This window comes from Deltaproteobacteria bacterium (assembly GCA_030654105.1).
Lineage (GTDB): Bacteria > Desulfobacterota > SM23-61 > SM23-61 > SM23-61 > JAHJQK01.
Window position 1 is genome coordinate 1 of record JAURYC010000309.1, and the last position, 13,027, is coordinate 13,027.

Annotated in this window: 12 protein-coding genes; 10 read left to right on the forward strand and 2 right to left on the reverse strand. The window is 51.3% G+C overall.

The window, feature by feature from the left end; translation table 11 throughout:
- Together Q7V48_13400 and Q7V48_13405 are read left to right on the forward strand one after the other, a co-directional pair.
- A partial coding sequence (locus Q7V48_13400) for a MiaB/RimO family radical SAM methylthiotransferase (GenBank protein ID MDO9211721.1) occupies nt 1-788 on the forward strand: 788 nt, incomplete at its 5' end.
- Nucleotides 785-1,432, forward strand: coding sequence for a histidinol phosphate phosphatase domain-containing protein (locus Q7V48_13405; protein ID MDO9211722.1), 648 nt, complete (start codon nt 785-787; stop codon nt 1,430-1,432). The genes Q7V48_13400 and Q7V48_13405, both read left to right, overlap by 4 nt.
- Nucleotides 1,433-1,455: 23 nt before the next feature.
- On the opposite strand, the gene Q7V48_13410 is transcribed toward Q7V48_13405, so the two are convergent.
- Nucleotides 1,456-2,580, reverse strand: coding sequence for a PilT/PilU family type 4a pilus ATPase (locus tag Q7V48_13410; GenBank protein MDO9211723.1), 1,125 nt, complete (start codon nt 2,578-2,580; stop codon nt 1,456-1,458).
- A 13-nt stretch (nt 2,581-2,593) separates the two neighbouring features.
- A complete protein-coding gene (locus Q7V48_13415; GenBank protein ID MDO9211724.1) occupies nt 2,594-3,637 on the reverse strand; it encodes a type IV pilus twitching motility protein PilT in 1,044 nt (347 codons plus the stop codon).
- Between the two features lie 526 nt (nt 3,638-4,163).
- On the opposite strand from Q7V48_13415, the gene xerD reads away from it, so the two are divergent.
- The 8 genes from xerD (at nt 4,164) to tilS (ending at nt 12,980) form a co-directional block, all read left to right on the forward strand.
- Nucleotides 4,164-5,063 (forward strand): site-specific tyrosine recombinase XerD, encoded by a 900-nt coding sequence (xerD, locus tag Q7V48_13420; GenBank protein ID MDO9211725.1) that lies wholly within the window; start codon nt 4,164-4,166, stop codon nt 5,061-5,063.
- Between the two features lie 4 nt (nt 5,064-5,067).
- Nucleotides 5,068-7,716, forward strand: a complete 2,649-nt coding sequence (locus Q7V48_13425; GenBank protein ID MDO9211726.1) for a CBS domain-containing protein — start codon at nt 5,068-5,070, stop codon at nt 7,714-7,716.
- Between the two features lie 126 nt (nt 7,717-7,842).
- Nucleotides 7,843-8,832: a tryptophan--tRNA ligase gene (gene trpS, locus Q7V48_13430; GenBank protein ID MDO9211727.1), complete on the forward strand. Its 990-nt coding sequence runs from the start codon at nt 7,843-7,845 to the stop codon at nt 8,830-8,832.
- Between the two features lie 8 nt (nt 8,833-8,840).
- A complete protein-coding gene (locus Q7V48_13435) occupies nt 8,841-9,653 on the forward strand; it encodes a segregation/condensation protein A (GenBank protein MDO9211728.1) in 813 nt (270 codons plus the stop codon).
- Nucleotide 9,654: 1 nt separating this feature from the next.
- Entirely contained in the window at nt 9,655-10,323 is a 669-nt protein-coding gene (scpB, locus tag Q7V48_13440) for an SMC-Scp complex subunit ScpB (protein MDO9211729.1), read from the forward strand.
- Complete coding sequence (locus tag Q7V48_13445) at nt 10,286-11,083, forward strand: pseudouridine synthase (protein ID MDO9211730.1); 798 nt, start codon at nt 10,286-10,288, stop codon at nt 11,081-11,083. Before scpB ends, Q7V48_13445 begins: the two co-directional genes overlap by 38 nt.
- Nucleotides 11,080-11,601 (forward strand): cob(I)yrinic acid a,c-diamide adenosyltransferase, encoded by a 522-nt coding sequence (locus Q7V48_13450; protein ID MDO9211731.1) that lies wholly within the window; start codon nt 11,080-11,082, stop codon nt 11,599-11,601. Before Q7V48_13445 ends, Q7V48_13450 begins: the two co-directional genes overlap by 4 nt.
- On the forward strand, nt 11,598-12,980 hold the full coding sequence (gene tilS / locus Q7V48_13455; GenBank protein MDO9211732.1) for a tRNA lysidine(34) synthetase TilS: 1,383 nt from the start codon (nt 11,598-11,600) through the stop codon (nt 12,978-12,980). The genes Q7V48_13450 and tilS overlap by 4 nt, the downstream gene beginning before the upstream one ends.
- The last annotated feature ends 47 nt before the right edge of the window (nt 12,981-13,027 follow it).

Here is a 13,027-nt window from a genome sequence, read left to right on the forward strand (position 1 = left end):
GCCAAGAGATTTTAAAGGAAATCCGCTCCCTTGCAGCCCAAGGAGTTAAAGAGGTTACCCTGCTTGGACAAAATGTGAATTCCTACGGCCAAACATCGCCGGGAGAGTTGGATTTTGTAAAACTTTTAAAGGCGGTCCAGGAAATTGCCGGCATAGAGCGCATCCGTTTTACAACTTCGCACCCGAAAGACCTTTCAAACCCCCTCATCGAAGCCTTTGGCAAATTCCCCAAACTTTGTGAACACATCCATCTTCCCCTGCAATCCGGATCTGCCCGCATCCTGCAACGAATGAATCGGGGTTACTCCCCCGAAGATTACCTAAGGAAGATTCGAGACCTTCGCCAGTCCTGCCCGGGAATCAGCGTCACTACCGATATGATCGTAGGATTTCCAGGGGAAGAAGAAGAAGATTTTCACGCCAGCATGGAGATGATCGAGAAAGTACAATTCGATGATCTTTTTTCTTTCAAATATTCAGATCGACCAGGTACCCGGGCTACTCTCTTTAACGAAAAAGTTCCTGAAGAAATTGGCCAGCGCAGGTTGGTAGAGTTGCAGGCCTTACAGAGAAAGATTACTTGGAAGCGGATTAAAGCCTGGGAAGAAAAAGAAGTGGAAGTTTTGGTGGAGGGACGAAGTAAAGCCAATGCCGCGGAAAACATGGGAAGGACCCGCACCAACCATATCGTCAATTTTCCAGGAAAAACTTTAGCCTCAGGTTCGATGGTGCGGCTTAGAATTCAAAAGGCTTACGCCCACAGCCTGCGGGGAAAAGAGATTTTATGATTGACCTCCATACTCACAGCCTTTTTAGCGATGGGGAACTTTTGCCATCGGAATTGGTCCGCCGAGCTTCGGTCATAGGCTGCCAAGCCGTGGCGATAACGGATCATGCGGATTCTTCCAACCTCGATTGGGTAATTCCCAGGATGGTTCAAGTTTGCCGGGATTTAAAAGCCCACTGGCAGGTACGAGCCATCCCCGGGGTGGAACTCACCCACATTCCTCCCGATCTCATTTCCCCTTTAACGGTTCGAGCAAGGACCTTGGGGGCTCAAATCGTTCTCGTTCATGGTGAAACCATAGTTGAACCCGTGCCGCCGGGTACCAACCAGCAGGCCATCGCTGCCGGAGTTGATATTCTGGCCCACCCCGGCTTGATCGCCGAAGAAGAGGTGGTCCTGGCCAGAGAGAAGGGAGTTTTTTTAGAGATCACGGCGAGGAAGGGACACAGTCTGACCAACGGGCATGTGGCCCGCCTGGCCAAAAAAGTAGGGGCTTCCCTGGTCTTAAATACAGATACCCACGCACCCGATGACTTGATCTCCCAGGACTATGCCTTGAAAATAGCCCTGGGAGCCGGTCTTACAAACGAAGATTTCGAGCGGATGCAGGAAAACGCTTGGAAGATTCTCGACCGGATGAGTTGACTTCAACAACTTCCGGACTTGCTTCACGTCCGAAATTCAGACTTGATTCTCAAGCCCCCGTCCATGGCTTCTTTCTTTTCGCCAACCTCTTCCATCTTGATGCGCAGTCTCAGGTCATTCGCGCTATCTGCGTAGGCAATGGCGTTGTCATAGTCAATGGTTCCCTGCTGATAAAAAGCGAAGATGGATTGATCGAAAGTCTGCATGTCCTCCATATTTCCTTCCGCCATGGTTTCTTTGATGAGGTCGATCTGCGCTTTTTGGGTAAGGTCCTTGATCCGGGGAGTATCCAGGAGAATTTCCACGGCGGCGACCCGCATGCCGTCGATACGGGGGATCAATCGTTGGGAAATGATGGCCCGGAGGTTCAGAGAGAGCTGTAAATAGATTTGCATGTGCCTTTCCGGGGGGAAAAAATTCATGATGCGTTCGATCGTTTGATTGGCGTTATTAGCATGAATGGTTCCCAGGCAAAGGTGTCCGGTTTCCGCGTAATCAATGGCTGCTTCCATTGTCTCGACGTCCCTGACCTCACCGATCAGGATCACATCCGGAGCCTGGCGCAGAGTGTGTTTTAAGGCGCTGCCATACCCATGCGTGTCGATCCCAATCTCCCTTTGGGTAATGATGGATTTTTTATGGGTATGGACGAATTCAATTGGATCCTCAATGGTGACGATGTGACCTGGAGCGGTGGAGTTGCGGTAATCGATGAGGGCCGCCAGGGTGGTGGATTTCCCCGAACCGGTCCGACCGGCGATCAGGACCAGGCCCCGCTTGGTCATGGCGATATTTTTGAAGATCTGCGGCAAGGCGAGATCGTCTATGGTCTTGATATAAATCTTAATATGCCGCATGACCATCCCGAAAGACCCCCGCTGACGGAAGATATTTACCCGAAACCGCCCGAGGTCGGGATAGGCAATGGCCAGATTCATTTCCCACCTGCGGGCAAAGTACGTTTTCTGGATCTGGCTCATGAGAGAGAAGGCCATTGTTTCGGTTTCTTCGGGAGTGTATTTACGACTGCCCCAGGGAGAGACAACTCCTTCGACCCGGTACATGGGGGGGCTGTCCACCGTGATATAAAGATCGGAAGCATCCAGCCTGACCATTTCTTCCACAAGCTCACGAATATTGGTACTCATTCCCGTAACCTCCTTAGGAGTTGAAAACGTTCGGGCTGCTGGCAAAATAGAGGCACTGCTCTTTGTCGACGATGCCCTTGCTAACCAGCTCTTTCAGGGATTGGTCCAGGGTCATCATGCCGAATTTTTGGCCAGTCTGGATAGTGGAAGGAAGCTGAGCCACCTTGCCTTCCCGGATGAGGTTGCGCACCGCTGGGGTGCCGATCATGATCTCCAGGGCCGGAACGAGCCCACGCCCATCGCGCCGCTTCAGGAGCACCTGAGAAATGACGGCTTGGATAGATTCAGCAAACTGCGCCCGAACCTGGTCCTGCTGAGCCGCCGGAAAAACGTCAATGATCCGGTCGACGGTTTTCGACGCTCCGCTGGTGTGCACGGTGGAGAAAACCAGGTGGCCGGTCTCCGCTGCGGTTAAGGCCAGAGAAATGGTTTCCAAGTCGCGCATTTCTCCCACCAGGATAATGTCCGGATCCTCACGCAGGGCGCTGCGCAAAGCATTGGCAAAGCTGTGGGTATGAGAACCAAGTTCACGCTGGTTGATCAGGCATTTCTTGGAATCGTGGACGAATTCAATGGGGTCTTCGATGGTAATGATGTGGCCATTGAGGGAATTGTTGAGGATATCGATCATAGCCGCCAGGGTGGTGGATTTTCCGCTCCCCGTGGGCCCGGTAACCAGCACCAGACCGCGTTCGTTCTTCGTGACCTCCCGGAGGGATTTTGGTAAACCCAATTGCTCTATTGTCAAAATTTTCGACGGAATGACCCGAAAGACGACTCCTTCTCCCCGGGCCTGGCGAAAGGCATTTACTCGGAAACGGGCAATTCCTTTCAAGTCAATAGAAAAATCTAATTCGTGCATTTCCTCGAATCGCTTCCGCTGCTGGTCATTGAGGATGTCATAGAGCATCATATGTAAATTTTCCTTAGATATAGGAGGCATCTCAATGCGCTTCATCTCGCCGTGGATCCGAACCATAGGCGATTCTCCAGCGCTTAAGTGCAGGTCCGAGGCGTTTTCTTTTTGAACGAAGATTAAAAGTTCAGAAATATCCATTTTTCCGTTCCTCCTAAGGGAAAAAATAGTTTTATTACACTGGAAAAAATTAAAAATGTCAAGTGAATTGATAACTAACCATCGATCACTTTTCCTTATCGACCCGCTTATTTAATTCCTTTATCTTAAACCTAACCCGGCATAGCCGGAACCAAACAGGGTTAATAAAAATCCAAAATCCGAACTTTCTCTGATTTCAGATTTGAGATTTAAGATTTCAGATTGAAGTTTTTATTTTTTCAATCTGCAATCTGCAATGGTTCTGATTCCGTGCTTCGGATTTTGAATGTTTCCCGATCCATAACACTTTGTTGCCATTTTGGGCACAACTTCATCCGCAAGGGACCAATAGAATCCTGCTGAATCGGGGAGAAAGAAATTGAAATAAGAAACCGATGTGTTAGAATAGAATGCACGCGGAGCAAAGTAGGGGCACGGTGACCGTGCCCCTACATCAGATGCCAGGCGCGCAATCCCTCGAAGCACGGGACAGATGGACTTTTTACGAAGTCATCAATGATTAGCAATGATAGATTCCTTAGATCATTGGATAGACAATTTTTTACATCACCTAACCGTGGAAAAAGGGTTGAGCCGGAATACGCTCGAAGCATACGCCCGGGATCTTCAGGGATACGCTTTTCTTTTGCGGGAAGGGGGTATCGCTAGCGTTGAGGGCAGTTCGGTCGAACAAGCCATGGGATATTTCCGCCATCTGCGGCGGAAAGGCCTCTCGGCCAGAAGCCAAGCCCGAGTCCTTTCCACCCTGAAGGGTTTCCATAAATTTCTTGTGGAGGAGCGGGCCGTAAAGGAGAATCCCCTGCGTCGTCTGCGAAACCCTAAGTTTGCCCCCAAGCTCCCTTCGGTGTTGTCCTCCGTGGAGGTTGAAAATTTATTACAGCAGCCTGATCCCCTTCAGCCTTTAGGAATCCGCGATCGGGCGATGCTGGAGCTTCTTTATGCCACTGGTCTCCGGGTCTCTGAGCTGATTCACCTTTCGCTGAATGATGTGAACCTGGAAGTGGGATATGTGCGGACCAAAGGGAAAGGATCGAAAGAGCGGATTGTGCCTATCGGGGGCGCTGCTCGCCGGGCACTGCAGGGCTACCTGAAAGGGCCACGGAGTCTTATGGCTCGGAAGTCAACCAAGGCCACTTTGTTTCTCGGAAGGGGAGGGCGAGGAATCACTCGCCAGGGGTTCTGGAAGATTCTACGGAAACATGCCCAAGCCGCGGGGATTTATAAGCGCACCACGCCCCATATGCTGCGCCATTCTTTCGCCACGCATCTCTTAGAAAGAGGAGCGGACTTGCGGTCGGTCCAATCCATGCTCGGGCATGTGGACATAGCTACCACCCAGATATATACCCATGTTTCCCGGGAACACCTGAAACAACAGCACCAGAAATATCACCCCCGGGGTTGAAATCATGGACGTGATCACCACGCACATCAACGCGGACTTCGATTCCCTGGCCTCTATGTTAGCGGCCAAGAAGCTTTATCCTCAGGCAGCCCTGGTCTTTCCGGGCTCCCAGGAGAAAAACCTGCGGGATTTTTTCATTCAGTCGCCTTTCTATGTTTTTGAAACCGAACGGATCAAGAACATTGACCTGGACAAAGTCCGGCGGTTGATTCTGGTAGACACCCGCCAACCTGGAAGAATCGGAAAGTTCGCCAAACTGGTTCTACGCCCCGGGATGGAAGTACATATTTTTGACCACCACCCAGCCTCTCCGGAGGATCTTCGCGGTACCATAGAACACGTTCGTGAGGTTGGGGCTACGGTGACGATTTTGGCCCAGATCCTAAAAGAAAAAAGGATTTCTCTTACGCCTGAGGAAGCCACAGTCATGGCCTTAGGCCTCTATGAGGACACCGGATCGTTTACCTTTTCTTCGACTACCGTGGAAGATTATGAAGCAGCGGCTTTTTTGCTCTCCCAGGGTGCCAACTTGAATATCGTATCCAACATGATCACCCGCGAACTCACCTCCGAACAAATTTCCTTGCTCAACGAATTGATCCAAACCGCAACCCGCTACGTGGTGAAAGGTTTGGAGATTGTGATGGCCAAAGCTTCTTCAGATAAATACGTGGGCGATTTTGCTCTTTTGGTGCACAAGTTGAGAGACATGGAAAATATCCCTGTCCTCTTCGCCTTAGCCGAGATGGAGGACCGGATTTATTTTGTGGCCCGGAGCAATCTGGAAGAGGTCAACGTGGGGGAAATTGCGGCAGCCTTTGGCGGAGGAGGACATCCCACGGCGGCTTCCGCTACCATCAAGGGGATGAATCTTCCCCAGGTGGAAGAAAAATTACTGAACTACCTGGAAGGACGGATCCATCCTGTTAAGCTGGCCCGTGACCTGATGTCCTTTCCCGTTAAAACAGTGGAAGCTATCGAGACTATCGAACGGGCGGGTGAGCTTCTCACCCGTTATAATATCAACGTTCTACCGGTAATGGAAAAGGGTAAGGTCGCCGGCTTGATTTCCCGGCAGATTATCGAAAAAGCTTCCTTCCATGGGTTTAAAAACTCACCGGTGCAGGATTATATGAGCAGCGAGTTTGCCGCGGCCCATCCCCGAACGACGCTGTCTAAGGTTCAAGATCTGATTGTGGGAAACAACCAGCGTTTTCTCCCGGTGCTGGAAAGGGACAAGTTGGTGGGAGCCATCACCCGGACGGATTTGTTACGCTGGCTGTACATCAGCGCCAATCGGCCACCCCCCGCTCTTTTTGAACAGGATCTCTCCTTGATCCAGCCGAGGAAGAAATGGATCCTCCAGCTCATGGAAGAGCGGTTGCCTCCCGGCGTGCTCACTTTGCTCAAGAAAATCGGCCAAAAAGCTGAGGAAATGGGTTTCCAGGTTTACGCGGTAGGCGGATTCGTACGCGACCTGATCCTGCGTTGCGAAAACTATGACATTGATGTTGTGGTCGAAGGAGACGGCATCCGCTTAGCCCAAGCTCTGGCCCAAGAGGAAAAGGGCGCCATCCAGGTGCACAAAAAATTTGGGACGGCCACCTTGATCTTTCCCCAAGGCCACCAACTCGACGTGGCCACGGCCCGCCTGGAATATTATGACCACCCAGCTGCTTTACCGCGCGTGGAACATAGCTCCATCAAATTGGACCTCTTCCGACGCGACTTTACGGTGAATGCCTTAGCCATCCACTTACAGCCCCGACACTTTGGAGAGCTTATTGATTTTTTTGGCGGTCAGAGAGATATCAAAGAGCGGCTCATCCGGGTCCTCCATAATTTGAGCTTCGTGGAAGATCCTACCCGCATCTTTCGAGCTCTGCGTTTCGAGCAGCGCATCGGCTTTCAAATCGCCAAACATACGCACATGCTCGTGGAAAACGCGGTGCGCATGGAATTATTCGGCCAACTCTCCGGCAGGCGACTTTTCCGGGAGGTAGTCCGCTGCCTTACAGAGGAAAAGCCTTTTGCCGTAATCAAGCGGCTGCGCGATTATGGTATGTTGAAAATATTTCATCCCAAATTGAAAGCGGATCGCGTCGCTGAAAATTTATTCCAGAGGCTGGAAAGCGTACTATCCTGGTATAATCTTTTATTTACCGGAGAGCGGTATGAGAAGTGGTTGGTAGCCTTTCTGGGACTGGTGGACAACCTCTCAGAGAAAGATATTCAAGAACTTCTGAACCGGCTCTCCCTTTCGGAAAAATTTCGCACCAATTTCCTGCAGCACAGGCGAATGGCGATCCAGGTGGTTGAGCAGTTTTCTCGTTCCTCTTCCCTGGGCCGAAGCGATATCTATTTTCTCTTGAATCCTTTACCCACGGATTTTTTACTTTACGGCATGGGGAAGACCGAATCCGAGGAAGTGAAAAGGGCCCTCTCTCTATACTTTACCGGGTTGAAGCCCACCCGGGTTTCCCTGAGGGGCCAAGATCTGAGTCGGATGGGCTATGCTCCCGGGCCGATCTATGCCGAAATCTTCCAAGATCTCTTACGGGCTCGACTCGACGGAAAATTGCACAGTCGTCAAGAGGAAGTTGAATACGTACAACAAAAATTCGCTAAGCCAGACCGTCCCTTGAGAGTATAGAATGGGAGAAATGGAATCAGAGAGTATTACCAGGTTCAGGGGTCAGAATGCGGGAAGGAATAAAAATGTTTCCAAGCGGAATCCTGAATGCTGGATTTTAACTTGGAAAGGAGATTGACGCAAAAAATGTCCAAGCAGCGAGTGCTGAGCGGAATGCGGCCATCGGGAAAGCTTCACCTGGGCAATTTGGTAGGAGCCTTAGAAAATTGGAGAAAACTCCAGGAAGATTATGATTGTTTTTTCTTTGCAGCGGACTGGCATGCCCTGACGACGGAATACAACGGCACGGAGATCATCCAGGAAAGCATCCGGGAAATGATGATCGATTGGCTGAGCGTAGGCCTGTCCCCGGAAAAAAGTGTTCTTTTCGTGCAGTCACGGATCAAGGAGCATGCGGAACTCCATCTTCTTCTTTCGATGATCACGCCACTTTCCTGGCTGGAGCGCGTCCCCACCTATAAAGAGCAGCAGCAGGAATTGACCAACCGCGACCTCTCTACGTATGGGTTTTTGGGTTATCCCCTACTCCAGACCGCCGATATCATCATTTACAAAGCCCATAAGGTTCCGGTGGGTGTTGACCAGGTACCCCATGTGGAACTCTCCCGGGAAATTACCCGGCGCTTTAACTTTTTTTATGGCCCGGTTTTCCCTCCTCCGGAGCCTCTGCTTACGGAATTTCCGAAGCTGTTGGGGATCGACGGGCGCAAAATGAGCAAAAGCTATGAAAATGCCATCTACATCGCGGATCCTCCCCAAGAAATCCGCAGCAAAGTAGGACAGATGTTTACCGATCCAAACCGGATCAAACGGAATGACCCCGGTAATCCGGATATCTGCAATGTCTTTGCCTTCCACCAGGTGTACAGCTCAGCGGCAACCGTGGAACAGGTTCAGATAGATTGCCGCCGAGCCGCCATAGGCTGCGTGGAGGATAAAAAAAATCTGGCGGAAAACATTGTGGCCTATCTGGCTCCGATCCACGAAAAACGCCGACGGGTTCTTCAAAATCCCGGTTTGGTGGACGAAGTGCTGGAGGACGGCTGCCAGAGGGCCCGGGTGGTTGCTTCCCGGACGATGGAAGAGGTCCGCGCGGCCATGAAAATTAATTATTGAGGAAAACAATGGAAACAACTGATGGAGCCAACGAATTAGAACAGCAGGAATTACCTCTGAATGTCAAATTGGAAATCTTTGAGGGGCCGCTGGACCTTCTTCTTCATTTGATCAAAAAAAACGAGATCGATATTTATGACATTCCCATCACGGTCATCACCCAACAGTACTTAGATTACCTGGAGAGGATGAAAAGCCTGAATTTGGACGTGGCGGGCGAATTTCTACTGATGGCCGCTACCTTATTGCACATTAAATCCAAGATGCTCTTGCCCCCCTCCGAAGAGGAACAGGGCGAAGAGGAGCAAGAAGAATCGGAAGAAGATCCCCGGGCCGAATTGGTCCGTAGGCTGCGGGAATACCAGCGTTACAAAGAAGCGGCTTTGGAACTGGCCCAAGGTTCCCTGCTGGACCGGGAGGTATTTGCCCGCAAGTTTTTTGCCGAAAATTTTCTGGAAGGCGCCGAGGAGGTTCTGGCTGGAGAGGTGACGTTATTCGACCTGCTGGAGGCCATGAAGAAAATCCTGCAAGGAATTCCCCCCGAAGAGTTTCAAGAAATCTCCCTGGATCAACTGAGTATTAAGGAGAGGATCCATCAGATCATGGAACACCTCTGGGAAAAAGAGTCCCTGACCTTTGCCGAACTGTTTACCTCCACCACCCCCAGAGGGGAGATCATCGTGACTTTTTTGGCCCTGCTGGAGCTTCTCCGCTTGCGTATGATCAAGGTCTTCCAGGCTGAATCTTTTGGAACCATCCGGATTTTTGCGCCGCTCGGGCGAGAAGAAGGCCAGAAAAGAATAGAAGAAAGGATCCTGTAAAGTGGACGACACGCAACGAAAAGCTTTGATCGAAGCATTAATCTTCATTTCGGAAAACCCCCTCAGTTTGGAACGGATCAAAGAAGTCCTGGGCGAAGTTCAAAAAAAGGACCTCCAACATTTGCTATCCGAATTAATGGAAGAATATAGCCGCGCCGCGCGTGGCTTTACCCTAGTAGAAGTTGCCGAGGGCTTCCAATTTCGAACCCGTCCCGAGTACGCCGAATGGATTAAAAAATTGAAGAAGACCAAACCGCTTGGCCTCAGCCAGCCGGCTCTGGAAACTTTGGCCATCATCGCCTACAAACAACCCGTGGTGCGCGGGGAAGTGGAGAAGATCCGGGGAGTGGATTCCGGGGGCGTCTTACGCACTCTCCTCGAAAAAAAATTGATCAGGATCCTCGGGAAGAAAGACGTGCCGGGCAAACCGCTGGTTTACGGAACTTCCAAACAATTTCTGGAGATGTTCGGTTTGAAAGATCTATCCAGCCTTCCCACCCTTAAGGACATGGAAGGATTAGGTCCTCCTCCGGCAGAGGATCTTTTGCCCTTCGCCGACCCAACCGCAGAAGGGGAAGAGGGCATTGAGCACGGGAAGACTGAAATTTTGCCAGGCCAAGAGGCAGGAAACGATGAGCCCCCTGCAGAGATTGCCAAAGATCCTTTCTGAAATCGGGGTTGCCTCCCGGCGCCAAGCCGAGAATCTGATCCGGGAAGGGCGAGTCACCGTCAATGGACGAGCCGCCCAGATTGGTGATAAAGCCGATCCTGTTCAGGACCACATCAAAGTCGATGGCCGACGAGTTTTTCCTTCTGCCGCGAAAGTTTATGTCCTTTTAAACAAGCCCAAGGGCACGGTAACAACGGCAGAGGATCCGGAAGGAAGGACAACGGTTTTAGACCTGATAAAGGCTCCGCCAACTCGGCTGTTCCCCGTGGGCCGCCTGGATTATGATGCCGAGGGATTTCTCCTTTTGACCAATGATGGGGACCTGGCCCATCGCCTATCTCACCCTTCTTTTCGTATCCCCCGCACCTACCAAGTGAAAATAAAAGGTCAACCCAGTCCCGCAGAGATCGGAAGGTTAAGCCGGGGAATTTTTTTGGAGGATGGGCGCACGGCTCCCTGCCGCATCACGACTCTGAGAGGGACCGAAGACAATCTGTGGTTGGAGATGGTTTTGTATGAAGGAAGAAACCGGCAAGTGAAAAGGATGTGGAAAAAGCTCGGCTACCCCGTATTGAAACTGAAGCGGGTTGCTTTTGCCGGGCTGCACGTGGGTAGACTTCGGCCTGGGGAATACCGAAACCTTCGGCCCAGAGAAATACAGAAACTCAAAGAACTCGTGGCAAAAAAATCGCCGGGTGAACAGCAAAGCGATCGTTCTGGCACCAGGAATCATGGAAGCGGTAAGGAGGTGGGTTCATGAAATTTTCCAAAAAAGGAGACCGAGGGTTTACCAGCCTGCTGGGGGGCCAGAGGATTCCCAAATCCGGACCGAGGCCCGAAGCTTACGGCACCCTCGATGAGGCCAGTTCCGCCTTGGGAATTGCCAGAGCGGCGGCAACCAGGTTGAAGACCAAAGAAATCATCCTGGCCCTCCAGAAAGATCTCCTCATTCTTGGGGCGGAGCTGGCCACTGCTGCGGAGGATATGAAAAAGTACTCCTACCAAATTACCACGGAGCACATCGCCCGTTTAGAAGGTTTGATCGAAGAGTTACAAGTGGAAGTCAAACTAAAAAATGAATTTATCTTACCCGGTGCGACGATGGCTTCGGCAGCCATCGATCTGGCCCGGGCCATTGTTCGCCGGGCGGAACGAAAAGCCGTGCGTTTATTCCAGGAGAAAATTATCGACAATGTCGATGTGCTGCGCTTCCTGAACCGCCTCGCCGACTTGCTTTTCACCCTGGCCCGATATGAGGAAAATCAAGAGAAAACGTGAACTCCTTTGTCCGGATGGCTAAAAAAACGATCCAAAAATACGTCATGCTCCAACCTGGAGAACGAGTCGTGGTAGGTGTTTCCGGGGGCGCGGATTCCATGGCCCTCCTCCACGTACTTTGGGAATTGCGCCGGGATTTTCGTCTTTCCTTAGTCGTTGCCCACCTGGACCATGGGCTCCGCCCGGAGGGACGAGCTGAAAGATCCTTTGTCCGCAAGGCTTCGGTGCAATTGGGGATTCCTTTTATCAGCCGGAAGGTGGATGTACGGGAAAAACAAAAGGAACAACGCCTAACCCTGCAGGAGGCGGCGCGAGAAGTACGATATTCTTTCCTTCTGGAAGCAGCCAAAATTCATCAGGCCACAAAGATTGCCCTCGGGCACACGGCTGACGACCAGGCCGAGTCGATCATTATGCGACTCCTCCGGGGTTCCGGGACCCGCGGACTTGGGGGAATCCCTCCCGTGCGCGGGGAAGTTTTCATCCGGCCTCTCATTGAGTCCTGGCGGGAAGAGGTAGAACGCTTTCTGCAGGAAAGGAAGGTAGCTTTCTTAACCGATCCTTCCAATCGTTCCCTGCAGTTTTTGCGCAACCGGATCCGGCATGAACTCCTCCCCATCCTCCAGCAGTATAACCCCCGCTTGCGCCATACGCTGGTGCAAATGGCCGAAATATTCCGGGCGGAAGAGGATTTCTGGCAGAATCTCCTTAAGGAAAAATTTCCTTCATTGGTCCGGAGTCAGAAGAAGGGTTCGATCACTCTGGATATCCCTTCCCTGATTGCCCAGTCGCTACCCCTCCGCCTTAGATCTTTGCGGTATGCCACAGAAAAAATTTTGGGGCATTTGCGCCGGGTAGGACTTAGCCATATTTTGGCCATTAATAATCTCCTGCACAGTTCGGAACCCAATCAGAGCCTCCAGCTTCCTCAAGGACTTTGCCTGACCAAAGCCTATCAGGCCCTGACCTTTGCGCAATCCAGGGAAGAGATTCTTCCCTTTGAGTATTCCATCGCGGGACCGGGTTGTTGGGAAATCCCAGAGATTGGCCGGGCAATGAGGTTCGAGATATTAACATCCTATCCCCGAGTTAGGCCGAAAAGCTCTTCCTGGGTGGCCTTGCTGGATTTCGATAAAGTGGCTTTTCCCCTGACCATCCGCTCTTTTCGGCCTGGAGACCGCCTGCAGCCTCTGGGTATGGAAGGGGAGAAAAAAGTAAAAGACCTGTTCATCGATTACAAGATCCCTGCAACCCAGCGCAAGAAAATTCCCTTACTTTTCAAAAACGATCAACTTCTCTGGGTTGCCGGCGTCCGCCTCGACCACCGGGTTCGCCTGCAGCCGGAAACCCAAAAAGTCCTGCGGGTAGAACTTATTTAATCTCCATCCGCCGATTGCTTTTTTCATTGTTGCAAGCTTTAATTTGT